This window comes from Pseudomonas sp. RGM2987 (genome assembly GCF_022952855.1).
Classification (GTDB): Bacteria; Pseudomonadota; Gammaproteobacteria; order Pseudomonadales; family Pseudomonadaceae; genus Aquipseudomonas.
The window spans coordinates 1-16,105 of sequence record NZ_JALJDX010000187.1; the positions used below are offsets into that span (position 1 = coordinate 1).

Here is a 16,105-nt window from a genome sequence, read left to right on the forward strand (position 1 = left end):
CCCGCTGGGGCGTGCAGCGCCCCCATCTTATTTTGGCGTATCAGATCCTCGAGGGCTGCTTCGCACCCCAGCGGGAGCAAGCTCCCTCGCCACAGGGATTGCGTTACCAAAGTTTTGCGTCGTGCGATTTATAGAAATCACCCGTCAACCGACGGCATCCTCCTGCGCACACGCTTTGCCAACAGCTTATAAGCCGTTTCAACAAAAGGCATGACGATCAAGCTGTACACCGTCATGTACCGATGCGAGTCCTGCTCACCCGTGCCAAAGCGAAGGTCTTCGGGCTGCCGGTCGGTGACGTAGAGCGTGCCGAACATCCAGTCCCACAGCGACAGGTTGATGCCGAAGTTGCGGTTGAAATGACGGGGCGCGTCGCTGTGGTGGATCTGGTGCTGGGCCGGGCTGTTCAGCACATGCTCCACCAGCGGCCCGAACGACAGCCATACATGGGTATGACGCAGGTTCGCCGCCAGGCTATTGAAGATGAACACCAGGTAAGTCACACCGAACAGCGTATAGCGGCTGACCTCACCGCCGCAGGCGTACCAGAAGCCACCGGCAAACAGGCCGAGGCCAGCGGTGATACCAAGTTTCTCGACAATCTTTTCCACAAAGTGCACCCGACTCGCCGTGGCCGGCACCAGCACCGGGGCCGAGTGATGGACCTTGTGAAACGCCCAGAGCCAGCGCGAATGAAACGCCCGGTGCGCCCAGTAGTGGATGAAGTCCTTGATCAGGAACACGCCCAAGCCATAGAACAAAGCAAGCGAAAGGTTATCCCCCAGACGCGGACGGGCGCCCCAGAGGTTGCTGAAGAACGCCAGGTAATCCCCGGAGCGCAGGATGTACGGGTCCACCAGGTGAACGATGGGCAACACCAAGGCAATCTTGAGAATGGCGCGAACGAAGTAGTAGCGATAATCCAGCAGCGCCGAACGGTGCAAGTACACTCGGCTGCCGCCAATGAATTGCCAGAACGTATGGGCGTCGGTCAGGCCACGGTGCTTTCTGAAACGGAACAGGCCATAGGCGACACTGTAGGAGGCGAAGAGAAACAGGATCCCGAGGCGACCGTTCAAGTTGAAAATGCCGAGCAATTGCTCGCTGATGGGCGTAATCACCCACTCGAACAACTGTTGCAGGACAAAGGGAAATGGATCCATGAACACCAGCCTCCGCCGAAGGAGCACCATTGTAGATGAGTCTGGCAGGGGTTTTCCCACTTACCTAACGAGCGCCCCTCAATGCGCTGATGATAAAGGCATGCAGGCTATCGACCGCCTTGGAGCCGCGAGATGCGCGGCTTCGGAGCACCGAAACATCCATCGGGTCTATCTGCCCCAGCCCTTGATCACTGCCCAGAACCTGCAGTGAAGGCGGCACGGTGCACTGGGTAATTGCCGCAATCGCAATGCCGCCTTCAACCGCCGCGATTTGCCCGGCAAGGCTGGAACTGTTGTAGACAACCTTGTACTCGCGCCCCAACAGCACCAGCGAGTTGACCGCATAGCGCCGGGCCAGGCTGGCGCTTTCATAAACGGCAATCGGTATCGGGTCGCGCCGCCAAAGCTCGAACTGAGGCGACCCTACCCATACCATGGGTTCCTTGAAAAGAAAGGTGCCGCGCTGGGTCGAGTCTCGGGAGATCAGCGCCAGGTCCAGATCACCACTGGCCACACGCGGAATCAACGCGGTCGACTGCTCGCAATCCAGTTCTATTTCAACCCCCGCGTAGCGAGGGGCGAAGCGCTTGAGGACGGGTGTGAGGTACTTGGCCGCATAGTCCTCGGCAACACCCAGACGAATACGTCCGGACAGTTCCTCACCATGAAATGCAGCTTGGGTCTCGGCATGCAGCGCAACCATGCGGCGTGCATACCCCAGAAGCGTCTGCCCATCCGCAGTAAGCTGCAAGTGCCTCGGGCCACGGCTCAGCAGTTGTCGGCCAAGCGCGGCTTCCAACTTCTTCATTTGCATACTGACAGCGGATTGCGACCTGTGGATCTCCAGGGATGCGCCTGAAAGCGATCCTGCGTCCACGACTGCGACGAAGCACTTGAGCCAATCTATTTGCAGATCGCCGGCAGGCATCAGCTGACCTCTATTCGATTATCGAATCCTCACGGCGTAAATTATGCGCTTCTCTTTATTCCGTTTCATTAGCAACATCAGGCATTACCGACCGTTCTTCAGGAGAACACCATGCCTTTCGATACCTGGCTGCTTTACCTGCTGACATGCTGCGGCATCGCGGTGGTGCCAGGGCCCAACGCACTGCTGGTCCTGACCCACGGCGCGCTGCATGGAAACCGTAAGACCCTGTTCACTATCAGCGGCGGCGTATTGGGTTTCGTCGTGATGCTCTCGCTTTGCGCCTTGGGACTGGGGGCGTTGATCCAGGCGTCACTGACCTGGTTCACCGTCCTGAAGGTCGTCGGCGGGCTTTACCTGATCTGGTTGGGGCTGGGGCTGTGGCGGTCGGCGCCTGTCTCGTTGGAGATGACTGATGCCACGGGCTCTAACTCGTGGTCACTCTTTCGCCAAGGTCTGCTATCAGCAATTTCCAACCCTAAAGCGCTGCTGCTGTTCACAGCGTTTATTCCACCGTTCCTCGACCCGAGCAGAAACCTGATCGCCCAGACGGCGGCCATCGCCCTGACTTATGCAGTCGTGGAGTTCGTCGTGGAATACCTGGTGGCCAGCGCCGCGTATCGGGTCAGGCCTTGGCTGGCTCGGGTTGGGCGTCGGTTCAATAAGGTTTGTGGCGGGTTCTTCATAGCGTTTGGCTTGGCGTTGCCCGTGCATTCTTGACGTGCTGGACGACCTCATACGATGCGCAACGCCTGTCCGTCATGCTTTTGCAGTGCGCCGAGGCACGGGCGGCTGATCGGAGGTTGAACTTTATCCAGACTGTACTAGATTCCAGTTGATCCTGAATTCCCTTTGCCTGTCACATTCATTCACTCGCTTTGCAATTGAAGCGAGCGGGTTGGTCTGGCTACCCTGAAATTGGAGCTGGCATGAAAGCTTATCTGATTGTCCTGGACAACAGCCAACACGTAATGATTGGCCGGGGAGGCTCAAGCGCCGGGGCGCAACGCCAGGGTTGGCATCTCCCAGGGGGGACAATCAACCCGGGCGAGACCGCGGCGGAAGCTGCCTTGCGCGAGTGTGCCGAAGAAACCGGTTATCCCATCAAGACGCTGCCCAAAGCCCATGTGAATGGACCTGTACAGCACGCCTCTTACTATGATCAGCATAATGCCAATAACAACCGCTCGTTCCTGATATTGACCTTGGCCCAGCATCACACGGCAATTGACGCGAGTTTTGCTCAGCGGGCGCGCCTCATGAGGTCCATCAGGCGCCCGGGCCACCCGCTCGACGAGCCATTCAACGACGTGATCTGGGTGAGCGCCACGGACTTCAACGCGCATCACAACACGCAGATGACGGCAGCGCATCATACGGACTGGTTCGCAGATCCACTGGATCTGTATTTCAATGACCCCTATGAGACTGCCGATCTAGATGATTATTGAGGCGTTCAAGGCGTCCAGATCCGGGACATTCCCGGGTACATGAGCATACCGGTCAGCGAGTGCGGATCGCGCACCTCGCTCTCAAGTCATCCTCCCGGAGAAACTCATCTCCACCGGCCCGCTAAGGAAGACCGGGCCCACTCCGTCCCATCTAACCGTCACGCTTCCACCATCGCACTCAACCTCGACACAGCTATCAAGCAAGCCACGCCGGATCCCGTTAACCGCCGCGCCACATGAGCAAGAACCCGAGCCAAGTGCAATACCCGCACCTCGTTCCCAGATGCGCAGCCGGATGTGACCGCGATTGAGCACCTGGACAAAATGCACGTTGGTCTTGTGGGGGAACAACGCGTTGGTTTCGATGGACGCTCCCATTGCCGCAATATCGAGGGTTGCCAGGTCATCCACGAAATAAGTGCAGTGCGGATTTCCCATGCTGCACGCTGCCGGGCCGCCCGCGAGTGGCAAGACCGCAGTGTCCAGTTCCCGAGCCAAGGGAATGTCCCGCCAGCCGAAAAGCGGTTGTCCCATGTCGACAGATATTTCGCCGGTTGAAGTTCGCTCGCAACGGAGCAGCCCACGGTTGGTGCGAAGTGTTATCGACGTGACATTGGATTCACGCATGAGCCTGTCCGCCGCCCCACGCGTTGCGCTGCCGCACACATCCAACGCAGAGCCATCGGCGTTCCAGAACAGCACACGGGCGTCGGCATCGTCACAATCGAGCAACACGGCGAGCTGATTGAAACCGATGCCTCGGCTCCGGTCTCCCATCCGCCGCGCCACGGCACTCGTTATTGGGTTGGCTGCGTTTCGCGAGTCGACGATGACGAAGTCGTCGCCATTGGCGTGCATTTTTTGGAAGTTCAACGGCATATGGGCACTCCACCGAAGATCGAAATGAAGTTCCCGTCAGGCTTTCTCTGCAACCAATCCTCACGCCTCATTTCCCAGATCTCCTTCACCAATCGCCCACAAACAAATTCCCCCTCCTGCGTCCCGATCATGCGCATGCCCTCACGCTCCGAAACCCTACGCGAAGCATGATTGCCCACAGCCTTGGGCACCTGCATGACCGGGCACTCCAACGTTTCAAACCAGTAAGCGTTGATGACCTCACACGCCTCGCGCATGTATCCCCTTCCCTGCCACTGAGGCGCCAGCCAGAAGCCGCGATTATTCCCGGGCTGGTCGTACAGGCTGATGCTTCCAATGCTTTGCGCCGGTTCTTCGCACCGGCGGATCATCCAGTGCCATTCACGTCCCGCGGCGATAGCGGGCAACGCGTGATCACGGATATAGGTCAGCGCGCCGTCATCCGGGTAAGGCCAGGGCACGCGGCTGTCCAAGAAACGAACCACCTCCCAATGAGGAAACAACTGCTGGATAGCCGGTGCGTCCGTCAACGCCAAGGGCGTGAGCATGAGGCGTCGGGTTTGGAGGGTTTGCATTGTGAAGATCCTTTTCAAACATAACGGCGCCCTGGCGAAGGTCCGCTCTAAAGGTTATCTGTAACCCTGCACAGTTTGCTTTCCTTTAATGGTGAAGGCGAAAACGTCTTCCCTCCTGCGAGCAATTCCATGAGTGTCACCCCACACTTATAAAGCCCTACGGCGTCCAGTTGATAATCCGCGCCTGCCTTGGGGACGAAGCTGAACATGTTGTAGCAGCGTGCACCTATGTAATGAAAGGCGATGGGTTGACCGGCAGGCACCCGTAGCTCAGTCGCGACCGTGGTGGGTGGAGGCTCGTCGAGCGGTGGGATTCCAAGGCTTTCGGCGTTGCGATTGGCGTAGCCATCCCGGTACGCCACCATGACGCCGGCACCTGGCAGGCGGAAGTCCAGGCAATCGGACTTGGGCACAGCCCTGACCATGCCGTCACTGACCACCCGCAAGCGTGCTGTCGCGCCATCGTCGGGCGATGAGTAGGGTGTGGAAAAAGAACGGACATCGCTCAGCGCGCCACATCCGCCGAGCAAAGCAAGGACGCTGAGGGTCAAGGCCTGATGCAGCACGCGGGTCGGTGTGTAACATGAGCAGAAGTTAATGAGAGGGTGCGGCGATTCGCTCACGATGATGCTCCATGCGGGTCAGATATCCTGGGCCAACGACGATTGAAAAAGCCTCTGTGTCAGCGCGGTTTTTATAGAAGATTCCGGAACACGCTGCAATGCCCGTTGTGAAGCGGAGCAACTGCCAATCAATCGAGATAGCTGACTTTTCGCTACCTGCATTGCAAGCTCATACTCGGAAAAACCGGACAACATAAGGACGTCCCTTTGCGTAGATTGGCCCTGACTGACAAAAAACTCCGAGGTATCCCCCGTCGTCTCCGTGCATTGGAGCGCTGGGCGATGAAATTCAACGGCAGGTTCTATCCGCACATCCATAAAGGCGAGCGCTACACGCACTGGAAAATCCCGGTCATCACATCACTCGTCCAGGGCCCCCACGCACTCATCGAAGTGCAGGCCTTCTGTGTCCAGCAATTACTTGAAGCAGCGGCGCATCTTTCCCGCGCCGCTGAGCGCGACAAAGGTTATTACCGCGTCGCCTGTCTGCTGGTGTGGCCTTGGTTACACCAGAGCGAAGTCACTGTGTTTTATGACCGTGATTATTACTTGAGCTTCCTGGGACAGCACAACTCCCTTGCCCCACTGCGCTTGAGCGACAGGCTCGCGCTGGATGTGCCCGATTCGTTCATCGAGCATGGGCATGATGCAACCCAGAGTGATGACGAGGTTGATGTGCATTGGTGGTGTATCGGGGAGCCCGCTTGATGGTGGAGCCCCGCTCAAACCTTATCGCCGGATTGCCCTACCCGATATGAGCGACCTTTCCCGGGACCGCCGACAGGAAAGAGGTAGGCTCCATCGCAAACCGCTCTGCCAGCGTATACGCCATCTTATGGCTGATGGGCCAATCCCCATTGAGCACCTCGGACACAGCCGTTTTATCACCTATTTCAGGCAGGTCTGAATCGGTAAACCCGAGCGTCTCCATCAGATCCCGGATCAGTTGCACAGGCGTGCAGTTCACCTCGAAAGCGGCATTCGATTCGCGGAACTGGTCCGAGTCGCTCTGGTAGGCCAGGATCTCCTCCTCGAGTTCAATGAGAGTTTTCTCCTCGGTCTTGCTCAGTTCACGCCCGTCGGTGAGTTCATCGAGCAGATCGGTCGCATGCTCATAGTCAGCGGGGGGTCCTGATGCCATGCACTCGTTCCACGCCGGTTTTAATGTCCATTTTCAGCCTCGCTGATGAGCTCATCAAGAGACATCCGGATGGGCGTCTCGTTGGCCTTGAGCCGTGCCCCTACCACTTGCGCCAGCTCCAGATCAGCCAAACGCTCAACCATCGCTTCGTAGACATTAGCCGGGACCCAGTAGCCCATGATCCGGTTATGGTTCAACACGGCTACTGGCGCGCCAGCAGCACCATACAGGACAGATGACGGATTTTTCTTGAGTTCGGATACGCTGACGGCCACATCAGCCAAAACGAGTCGCATGGGCGGCTCCATCCTGAATGGACCGTTACTTTGGTCTTTCCTGGCTGCACGAGCAAGCGCAATTCATCGCAACAGCTCAACCTTACTGCAGCGCCTATCTCAACACGGCGAGGTCATCGACTTGCGCGCGAAGGCACAAGCCTCTGATTGCAAAAATCACCGCCCCAAATGGCCAGTCACTCAACCCACCACACACCCCTGCGGCACCTTCCCCGCAAAGCTATCCACCAGACTCGCCACCACCATCTCCCCCATTCGCGTGCGGGTCTGCAACGTCGCACTGGCGCGGTGCGGTTGCAGCACCACTTGCTCGTTGTCGAACAACGCCTCGGGCACGTTCGGCTCATCGACGAACACATCCAGCGCCGCCCCGGCGATGTCGCCAGCGGTCAGTGCCGCCACCAGGTCGGTCTCGTTGACCAGTTTGCCCCGGGCGACGTTGATCAGGTATCCGCCCCTACCCAAGGCCTGCAAGACCTCGGCGTTGATGATGGCTTCGCCCTTGTCGGCAGCGGCGGCCAGGATCAAGGCGTCGCTGTCGCGGGCCAGTTGCTTGAGGTCGGCGACGAAGGTGTGGTTCAAGTCGTTCATCGGTTGCAGGTCGGTGTAGCTGATGGGGCAACCGAACGCGGCGGCGCGGGTGGCCACGGCGCGGCCGACCCGGCCCATGCCGACGATGCCGATGCGCATGCCGGACACTTGGCGGGCCAATGGCAGCGGTGCCAGCGGAGTCGGGCTCTGGGGCCATTGGCCGGAGCGTACGTAGCGGTCGCCCGTGCACAGACCGCGGCACACGGCGATCAGCAGGCCAATGGCGAGGTCGGCGACGTCTTCGGTCAGCGCACCAATGGTGGCGGTCACGCGGATGCCGCGATCCCTGGCGTAGGCCAGGTCCACCGCATCGGTGCCTACGCCGTTGACCGCGACCACTTCCAGTTTCGGCAGTTGGGCCATGAGCGCCTGGCTGATGCCGGTGTGCCCGCCGGTGATCACGCCGCGGATGTTAGCGCCGTGCTCCTGCACATAGGCCGCTTTGTCGGCCTGTTCGAAATAGCGGCGGATGGTGAATAGCTCATTGAGCCGGGTGTTGATTTCAGGGATCAGGATCGGGCTGAGCTGCAAGACTTCTGGCTTCATAGGGACCTCATGTAGCGAATAAAAACGCCGGCTCAACCGCGGCCGGCAAAAGGCATGGCCGTGGCCATGACTGTCATGTTCAGGACGTTGGCTGACAACGGCAGCCCGGCGATGTAGCGCACCGCATCGGCGACGTGCTTGACGTCGACCATCGGCTCTACCGCGATGGTGCCGTTGGCCTGGCGCACGCCTTTGGTCATGCGCACCGACATTTCGGTGAGGGCGTTGCCGATGTCGATCTGGCTGCAAGCGATGTTGTATTCACGCCCGTCCAGGGCCAGGGATTTGGTCAGCCCCAGCACCGCGTGTTTGCTGGCGGTGTAGGCGCTGCTGAACGGTCGTGGCGTATGCGCGGAGATCGAGCCGTTATTGATGATGCGCCCGCCCTGGGGCTGTTGCCGACGCATCAGGCCGAAGGCGCCACGGGCGCAGAGGAAAACCCCGTTGAGATTGGTGTCGATCACGTTGCGCCATTGCTCGAAGGTGAGTTCATCCAGCGGCACGGCGGGGGCATTGACCCCGGCGTTGTTGAACACCACGTCGAGGCGTCCATAGACTTCGGCGATGCTGGCGAACAGCGCATCGACACTGGCCGGATCGCGCACATCGGTGGGCACCGCCAAGGCTTCGCGGCCCTGCCCGGTAGCCAACTCGACCAGCGCCTGCAACGGCTCAGGCCGGCGGCCGGCCAACACCAGGGTGTAGCCATCTTCCATCAGACCCAGGGCCACGGCGCGACCTATCCCGCTGCCGGCACCGGTCACCAGTGCCACTTTCAATGTGTCGGACATGTTGTTTTCCTTCTTCAATTCAGTAAGTCCCGCGTCGGGTTCAAGGTCGTGGACCGACGCGCATTTCCAATTGGCCGATGCCGTCGATGCCTGCGGTGATGACATCTCCCGGCAACAGCAGATCGACGCCCGCCGGGCTGCCGGTCATGATCAGGTCGCCGGCCCGCAGCGCCACCGATTGCGAGATACGGCTGATGATTTCGCTGACCGACCAGATCTGGCTGTCGAGGCCGTCGCGCTGGCGCTCTTCGCCATTCACGTTCAACCACAACTCACCCTCGGGATGGCCGCCTCGCGAGACCGGCACGATGGGCGTCATCGGCGCGGCGCCGTCGAACACCTTGGCGCCCTCCCAGGGCAGGCCGTTGCGCTTGGCCAGGCGCTGGACATCACGTCGGGTCAGATCAAGGCCAGCCGCGTAGCCCCAGATGTAAGCCAGCGCCTGGCTTTCCGGAATGTTGGCGCCGCCCTCGCCGATGGCGACGACCAGCTCGACTTCATGAACGAACTCTTCGCTGACCGGCGGATACGCCACCTCCCCGACCGCGTCCACCACACAACTTGCCGGTTTCATGAAGAACACCGGTGGTTGTCGGGTCTGGCCCTGGGTGTCTGGCCATGGATAGTTGCGGCCGACGCAAAAGACCCGGCCGACGGGAAAACGCTGCTCGGTGCCGACTACGGGCAAGGTCACTGGCAGGTCCGGAGTAAAGACGTATTCGAGCATGTTCATCCTGGTAAAAGTCCTGTTGGAAATATCAGCGTACGGCGGCAAGCCTGGGTGAAGTTGGAGGAATGCCGCCTCGTGTTGGATTAATCCGCTTTTTTGTTCAGCTTCTCGTGCTCAGCGCACCTTGAGCTCAATGCGATACAGGCGACCCAGCAGCAACGAGTAGGACAAGGTGCCGATCAGCGCCACGCCACCGATGAACCAGAACGCCAAGGCGAACGAGCCAGTCTTGTGGACGATCGCGCCGATCACGATGGGCGTGACAATGCCGCCGATGTTCGCCGCCAGGCTGGTGACGCCGCCGGTCAAGCCGATCAGTTCCTTGGGCGCCACTTCCGACACCGCCGCCCAGGAGGACGAAGCGATGCCCTGGGCGAAAAATGCAATGGTCAACACGGCGATGCAGATCGCGTTCGAGTCGGTGAAATTCACCAGGACGATGGACATGCCCAGCATCGACCCGACCACCAGCGGCAACTTGCGGGCGAAGGACAGCGAGTAGCCTCGGCGGATCAACAAGTCGGAAACGATCCCCGCCAGCAGGATGCCCACCGTCGCGCCCACGAACGGCATGACCGCGAAGATCCCGGCCTTGATGGTGGTCAGTTGGCGCTCTTCGATCAGGTAGGTGGGGAACCAGGTGAGGAAGAAATACAGCGCCGAGGTGCTGGCGAACTTGCCGATGCAAATCGCCCAGACCTGCCGATAGCTGAACAGCTCGGCGATCTGCCGCCAGTTGAACCGGGTGCGCTCCTGGCTGCTCTTGACCAGCCCGCCCCCGGCCTCGATGTATTTCAACTCTTCCTTGCTGACCTTCTTGCAGTTCATCGGGTCGCGATACAGGAACAGCCAGGCCACCCCGAAAACGATACCGAGCGCACCGGTGCTGTAGAACACATGGCGCCAGTCGTAGGTAGTCGCCAGCCAGAGCAGCGCACCGGTAAACAGCGCCGTGCCCAGGTATTGGCCGCAAACATAAATACTGCTGGCCATGCCCCGCTCCCGCGCCGGGAACCACACCGTGACCGCACGGCTGTTGGCCGGGAACGCCGGTGCTTCCATCGCACCCACCGCCAGCCGCAGCCCGAACAGCGACGCGAAGCCGGTGGCGAAGCCCTGGCATACGGTGACCGTCGACCAGCTGATCAGCGACACCCCATAGGTGAACCGGGAACCGAACCGGTCGGCGATGAACCCGGCGGGCACCAACGCGATGGCGTAGGTCCAGGCAAATGCGGAAAAGATCAGGCCCATTTCGATCTTGTCCAGACCCAGGTCCTTGGCCAGGAACGGCGCGGCAATCGAGATGTTTACCCGGTCGATATAGTTGATGATCGTCGCGATCAACAGCAGCGACAGCATGAACCAGCGCCGACGCGACGGCAGCCGCGCTGGCACTACCGCATCGAGGGCACCGGCAATCGCCGGTGCTGCGGTGGTCTGGGAGGTGTGGGAATTCGACATGAAAAACCTCGTTATTGTTAGGGACGTCGAAATGTCTACGAGCAGCCGAAGCCATTGCCCTCGATGCCGGGGCAAAACATTTGCTACTGGAATGAGCGGCGCGAACGGCGCTGTCAGGCGTAGGAAAACGCCTTGCAACAGGGCCTGCCAAGGGAGCGGTCGGGAGGGTCAGCCACGAGCGGGAAAGGAATCATGATGTGCGCACCTTTGGATTGTTTTTGGGGTGGAGCCGGGTTGCGTGGCCCCACAGTGGTCGTACAACCCTCCAAAATCAACCAAGGCGTTAGATCATTTTTTCCCGTGAAAACAGTGAGGGAGAAACCTGTCCAAAAAATTCTAAAGCGAGATTAATTCTTAGAGTTTTTTAAAACAAACATAACTTATTGTTTTTTATATAAATTTTTATTGAGTGGCTGCCAGCCTTTCTTGGACATGGCCCGTTGACCCACTGACAGAAGAAAATCCCACCGCCGGCCTGATCATCGTATAACCCCTTGATAATCGGCGAGATGCGCCGTCACAATCCCGTCATCACCCTGCACCCACAGAGGATTCCAGGAGATGTCATCACCGAGCCGCGTCCCCACCTACGTCATGCAGCAACGCAGCGAATTGACTGACTTCTACATCCGCGACAAAAAGGGTCGGCGCGCCGAAACCAGCCCCCATCGCCACGAGTACTTCCAGATCCAGATCAACCTCGGTGGCGATACTGTGCAACACATCGGCAACGTCGAGCGTCCGTTTCCGCGAAACACCCTGGCTTTCATCCTGCCCCATCGGGTGCACGTGATCCCGCACCCGGCGGACAGCAATTTCATGGTGATCAACTTTTCCCAGACCTTCCTGTTGCCACACCTGCAGTGCGATCCGATGGACCTGGAAGAAGTCTCGATCCTGTTGGCACCGGAGCTGTCGCCGTTCCGCTTCCAGGAGCACCTGGACTTCATCCTGGGCGACGAGGATTTCAGCAAGGTCTGTGCCCTGATCGAACAGATGCGAGTGCTGGACGTGAATCGCCAGTTTGGCACCCGGGAAATGCTCAAGGGTTTGCTGCTGCAATTGATCGGCAGTGTCTGCGCCTTGTATGCCGAACCGCTCAAGCGGCTGGCCGAGGAAAACGCCGCCGAGGTCAGCCGGCGCGATGCGCTGAGCCGGATGTCCGAATACTTGCGCAAGAACATCGCCGATCCCGACCTCAACCTGATCAAAGTAGCCGCCGCCACCTACCTGGCGCCAACCTACCTGACCCACTGGCTGCGCAAGGAAATCGGCAAGACCTTCACCGAACTGGTGCTCGAACGGCGGATGCATGCAGCGCGCAATTATCTGCTCAATGGGACGCGGCCCGTTGGTGAAGTTGCGAGGTTGTGCGGGTTTGCCGATGAGGCTTATTTTTCCCGGCGTTTTCGCCAGATCCATGGACAGCCGCCGGGACAATTCAGGCGCCAGCAGCTTAATCCGGATACACCGCAGTCGCCGTTGAATACCTAGCCAACGCGAAGGGGGGCTCTTCCAATGGCCTCTCGCACCTGCTGGCACAATGCTGCTAGCTGAGCTATACATCCCTCACTCCAGAGGGATCTAATAATGAACAATACAGCGCTGGGACGGCTCTTACATCCAATTCTCACCTGCTACATAAAACTCCGGAATTTTTTGTTTCTATCTATAGTCGTGGCTTTAGGAACAGCCTCTGAACAAGTGACGGCCTATGACATGAATCCCATTGATGTGGATTGCTGGGACTTGGCTGCCCTCTGCTCGTTGACAGAGCTAACGGCCGAGATGAAAAAGCCAGTACATGAAACCATGACACTTCTGGCCTACGATTATTACCTGAATCCTGAAAGGACCCAGGGAGGGAAAGCCGACACATCGGCTGAGGATCCCAGGAAACGCGGCGTCCTCAGAGATCTGGTCCTTGGCAGCGAGTGGAATGACGACCCGGACTCGCTGCTAAGGCAGAACGTAGTGCGAGCCAAGCAATGGTATGCATTATTCAAGGACGCTCAAGTCCAGGCACAGTGCGTCCATGACAACAGTCAGAAGATGTGCGAAGGCGTAAAAATTACAGACACTCCGATGATGTTATACAGGAGTCATTTCGGAGACTTTCAGTTCCTCCATGCAATGGCTTCACATCAATCGGAAACTGCCCAAGAGACAAAAGACAAGATGATGGAGTGGGCCAGGTTCGCTTATACCCTCTCGATTTCCAGCAACAGCCTCGGTAAAGAAACGATTGATGGACCGATAGTCTCGTCATTCTCCAATGTATCCTCTCTTTTGAAGCGGCAGGGCTGGACCGTCGGTGCTCTTTTCGATCCGGTGCCTGGCGGCGAGTGGATACGGTCCTTCGGAATGACGGGTTTAGGTCGCTACCAGCCATCAGGTGTTCCCAGGGCGCAGGTTCAGTATAAAAAGAACATCCAGCCATCCAGCATCAAACACATAGCGCTTGGCTCACTGCTTCACATGATTCAGGACTCCTACTCGGACGCGCACACAGAGCGACAAGGAGGCTGTAATCCTCTGAGTAAAGAGCGTGCCAAAATAATTTCATTTCGCGATTATGTATTTCAACTCAGCACGGATCACGCTATCGCCGATGGGCACCCCGAATGGTTGAAGCATGGTGACCTCGGGAAAAACAATCCGCTTTGGGCCTCCGCAAAAATAATCCAATTTTCATTCAGAAAAGCTCCTTGGGAGGGCGAAGTAGAGGACTTCCTGAGCAACGAAATTTTCCCTCTGGCATTCCCGGAAAAACTGCCGACCACGGGTGATCCTGAGTGTTACTTGGGAACCGGTTAGATCTGCGCAGCGCTACCTGGACAACAAGGAAAAAGGGGATACACATGAAAACATATATCGCTTCACTGGTCCTGACTGCCCTGATCGGTTCGCCTGCATACGCGCAAGGGTTATCCGGCGCGATTCTACCCTGTAAGAAAGATGAAGTCTTAATTCAAACCATCGGCGCCGATATAGCTACCGCAGTAGTGCGCACACTGGTCGGAACAGCCATAGATACTGCAGTGGCGTATTTGGACGATCCAAAGGTTTCCAATTATGAAGTTATCGTTCCGGTCGACGACGCAGACAGCCTGACTGACGGTACAAAATGTATCTTCATCAGTTCAGAACGAATAACACCTGATGGCAGGATCAAGGGGAACTCGCTGTATGAAAGCTCCTCTCTCGCGAATGTTGACCTGTTCATAAAATTTCAGATTTCAAAATCGAGCACGCCTAGTGCATCGGGCACCCACCCATTACGGGCCGGGATCTTGGCGTGGCAATATAAAAATTTTCTGAGCGATAATTGCCCTTTTCTTCGCCAATGTTCGAAGCGTGACATTGTCATGAAGCTGGGCTTCATGCTGCCTACCTCCAGTGCCAACAATACTACTCATACATCGGAGCCGTTCGGTTTTACGATTTTGAACGCAACGGCGCAAGAGGTACAAAAAGCAGTTCAGCTCGAAAAGGGGGGCGTAGTCACGCTGCCTTGGACCACCTCGAGCGAGCTGAAAGGCCCGATCAACGTCCGTTTCGAACTCATCGAAACCTCGCAACCGAACGCCTTTACCAAAGCTCTGGCGGCAGCGGTCAAGGCACAGAAGGGAGCCATCCAGGACACTGTGGAAAACAAAATCAAAGGACTTTCGGATCAAGTAGCCGCTACCGCCGCCCAACCCAGAGTAACCGAAGCCGCCAAGGCCTTCGATAATTACAAAACGGCATACGATGTCGCGCTGGCAACCAAGGCCGCCTATCACATCGCCGATGCCAATCAGCAGAAAATACTCGCTGTCCAATACGAAATCCAACGCCGGTCCGTAAAACTCGCGGAGACGTTGGGAAAGGCCGCCTTCAAACTAGCTGACCTGGATTGGCCATCAGGCGGACTCGGAGATCTTCCAGCACTTTAATCACGGTGTTCTACAAGCTACGTTGATGACCTTCCAAACCACATTCGAATGCAGCACGGATCAACATAACGAGGCAGATGCCAATCGAACCCCTCGCAATGCCATAGGTCTGTGCTGTATGTCTTGTTTGGAGTGCTAGTCAATGTCACCCCACCAGAGCCTCGTCCTGCTTGCACGGGGCGGTTACGCCGCCCGAGGCGTCATTTACCTGATCATTGGCCTCTTTGCTTTGCTGGCGGCCCGCGATTCCAGCAAGCCGAAAGACAGCCACAGCAGCCTGGAGCTGCTGCTCAGCCAACCGTTCGGGCATGCCCTGGTTGGACTGGTGGTGGCCGGGCTACTGGCCTTCGCCGGGTGGCGTGTCTTGCAGGCCACCCGAGATGTGGACCATCACGGCAAAGAACTCAAGGGGCTGGTGATTCGCGCAGGTTTGCTGGCGAGCGGTTTGATCAACGGCGCACTGGCGTTCTTTGCATTGAGCCTGCTCATCAGCGGCCTGAAAAGCTCCGGCGGCTCGGGCGGTGGGCAGACTCAAGACCTGCTGGCGCGCCTGCTGTCCTGGGATCACTCGAACCTGCTGCTCTATCTCATCGCCCTGGTTCCTTTCGGCGTGGGGATCGCACACATCATCAAAGGCTGGAAAGCCACCTTCGAGAAATACTTCGAGGCCGACGAGGACGTCATGCGCTACGTGCGCCCGGTCTCCCGGTTCGGTCTCATTGCCCGCGGCGTGGTCTTCATCGAAATCGCCGTGCTGCTGACGGTCAGTGGCTCAGCCTATAAAGCCATGGACCCGCCCGGCCTGAAAGACGCCCTCGATGCGCTGCAGAATCTGCCGGCGGGCGGCGTGGTGTTGATGCTGATGGCGTTGGGGCTGATCGCGTTTTCCGTGTACAGCTTCGCCGAGGCCGCCTGGCGCAGAATAAACATGGACATCCCGGGAGTGCCAGGGACGTAACCGTGGCACGTTTCGGGTAGAACTGCCCCCA

Annotated in this window: 17 protein-coding genes and 1 pseudogene; 7 read left to right on the forward strand and 11 right to left on the reverse strand. The window is 58.2% G+C overall.

The window, feature by feature from the left end:
* Nucleotides 1-137: 137 nt before the first annotated feature.
* Complete coding sequence (locus RGM2987_RS12245) at nucleotides 138-1,163, reverse strand: sterol desaturase family protein (RefSeq protein ID WP_245141318.1); 1,026 nt, start codon at nucleotides 1,161-1,163, stop codon at nucleotides 138-140.
* Nucleotides 1,164-1,227: 64 nt separating this feature from the next.
* Entirely contained in the window at nucleotides 1,228-2,091 is an 864-nt protein-coding gene (locus tag RGM2987_RS12250) for a LysR family transcriptional regulator (protein WP_245141320.1), read from the reverse strand.
* Between the two features lie 111 nt (nucleotides 2,092-2,202).
* On the opposite strand from RGM2987_RS12250, the gene RGM2987_RS12255 reads away from it, so the two are divergent.
* Together RGM2987_RS12255 and RGM2987_RS12260 are read left to right on the forward strand one after the other, a co-directional pair.
* Nucleotides 2,203-2,811 (forward strand): LysE family translocator, encoded by a 609-nt coding sequence (locus tag RGM2987_RS12255; protein WP_245141323.1) that lies wholly within the window; start codon nucleotides 2,203-2,205, stop codon nucleotides 2,809-2,811.
* Between the two features lie 209 nt (nucleotides 2,812-3,020).
* The gene (locus RGM2987_RS12260) at nucleotides 3,021-3,542 is read left to right on the forward strand and encodes an NUDIX domain-containing protein (RefSeq protein WP_245141326.1); all 522 of its coding nucleotides are present in this window, start codon (nucleotides 3,021-3,023) and stop codon (nucleotides 3,540-3,542) included.
* 81 nt (nucleotides 3,543-3,623) lie between these two features.
* Here the strand turns inward: RGM2987_RS12260 and dapF are convergent, their stop codons facing one another.
* The 3 genes from dapF to RGM2987_RS12275 are packed head-to-tail and all read right to left on the reverse strand — an operon-like array spanning nucleotide 3,624 to nucleotide 5,619.
* On the reverse strand, nucleotides 3,624-4,421 hold the full coding sequence (gene dapF / locus RGM2987_RS12265; RefSeq protein WP_245141328.1) for a diaminopimelate epimerase: 798 nt from the start codon (nucleotides 4,419-4,421) through the stop codon (nucleotides 3,624-3,626).
* Nucleotides 4,412-4,996, reverse strand: a complete 585-nt coding sequence (locus tag RGM2987_RS12270; RefSeq protein ID WP_245141331.1) for a GNAT family N-acetyltransferase — start codon at nucleotides 4,994-4,996, stop codon at nucleotides 4,412-4,414. The genes dapF and RGM2987_RS12270 overlap by 10 nt, the downstream gene beginning before the upstream one ends.
* 47 nt (nucleotides 4,997-5,043) lie before the next feature.
* Nucleotides 5,044-5,619, reverse strand: a complete 576-nt coding sequence (locus RGM2987_RS12275; RefSeq protein ID WP_245141333.1) for a hypothetical protein — start codon at nucleotides 5,617-5,619, stop codon at nucleotides 5,044-5,046.
* A gap of 282 nt (nucleotides 5,620-5,901) precedes the next feature.
* Between RGM2987_RS12275 and RGM2987_RS12280 the strand changes: the two genes are divergently transcribed.
* Nucleotides 5,902-6,327, forward strand: coding sequence for a DUF3916 domain-containing protein (locus RGM2987_RS12280; protein WP_245141335.1), 426 nt, complete (start codon nucleotides 5,902-5,904; stop codon nucleotides 6,325-6,327).
* 37 nt (nucleotides 6,328-6,364) lie between these two features.
* Here the strand turns inward: RGM2987_RS12280 and RGM2987_RS12285 are convergent.
* From RGM2987_RS12285 to RGM2987_RS12310, 6 genes and pseudogenes are all read right to left on the reverse strand, one after another.
* Nucleotides 6,365-6,791, reverse strand: a pseudogene (locus RGM2987_RS12285) (XRE family transcriptional regulator).
* A complete protein-coding gene (locus RGM2987_RS12290) occupies nucleotides 6,781-7,056 on the reverse strand; it encodes an antitoxin (RefSeq protein WP_245141341.1) in 276 nt (91 codons plus the stop codon). The pseudogene RGM2987_RS12285 and the gene RGM2987_RS12290 overlap by 11 nt, the downstream one beginning before the upstream one ends.
* Before the next feature lie 180 nt (nucleotides 7,057-7,236).
* Nucleotides 7,237-8,193, reverse strand: a complete 957-nt coding sequence (locus RGM2987_RS12295) for a 2-hydroxyacid dehydrogenase (RefSeq protein WP_245141343.1) — start codon at nucleotides 8,191-8,193, stop codon at nucleotides 7,237-7,239.
* Between the two features lie 32 nt (nucleotides 8,194-8,225).
* On the reverse strand, nucleotides 8,226-8,984 hold the full coding sequence (locus RGM2987_RS12300) for an SDR family oxidoreductase (protein ID WP_245141346.1): 759 nt from the start codon (nucleotides 8,982-8,984) through the stop codon (nucleotides 8,226-8,228).
* Between the two features lie 40 nt (nucleotides 8,985-9,024).
* Nucleotides 9,025-9,717 (reverse strand): fumarylacetoacetate hydrolase family protein, encoded by a 693-nt coding sequence (locus tag RGM2987_RS12305; protein ID WP_245141350.1) that lies wholly within the window; start codon nucleotides 9,715-9,717, stop codon nucleotides 9,025-9,027.
* 111 nt (nucleotides 9,718-9,828) lie between these two features.
* Nucleotides 9,829-11,178, reverse strand: a complete 1,350-nt coding sequence (locus RGM2987_RS12310; RefSeq protein ID WP_245141352.1) for an MFS transporter — start codon at nucleotides 11,176-11,178, stop codon at nucleotides 9,829-9,831.
* Nucleotides 11,179-11,739: 561 nt separating this feature from the next.
* Here RGM2987_RS12310 and RGM2987_RS12315 point away from each other — a divergent pair.
* The 4 genes from RGM2987_RS12315 to RGM2987_RS12330 all read left to right on the forward strand — a co-directional run bounded on the left by RGM2987_RS12315 (nucleotide 11,740) and on the right by RGM2987_RS12330 (nucleotide 16,074).
* A complete protein-coding gene (locus RGM2987_RS12315) occupies nucleotides 11,740-12,672 on the forward strand; it encodes an AraC family transcriptional regulator (protein ID WP_245141358.1) in 933 nt (310 codons plus the stop codon).
* Between the two features lie 96 nt (nucleotides 12,673-12,768).
* Nucleotides 12,769-13,995 (forward strand): hypothetical protein, encoded by a 1,227-nt coding sequence (locus tag RGM2987_RS12320; protein ID WP_245141361.1) that lies wholly within the window; start codon nucleotides 12,769-12,771, stop codon nucleotides 13,993-13,995.
* Between the two features lie 44 nt (nucleotides 13,996-14,039).
* Entirely contained in the window at nucleotides 14,040-15,116 is a 1,077-nt protein-coding gene (locus RGM2987_RS12325; RefSeq protein ID WP_245141363.1) for a hypothetical protein, read from the forward strand.
* Between the two features lie 142 nt (nucleotides 15,117-15,258).
* Complete coding sequence (locus RGM2987_RS12330; RefSeq protein WP_245141366.1) at nucleotides 15,259-16,074, forward strand: DUF1206 domain-containing protein; 816 nt, start codon at nucleotides 15,259-15,261, stop codon at nucleotides 16,072-16,074.
* The last annotated feature ends 31 nt before the right edge of the window (nucleotides 16,075-16,105 follow it).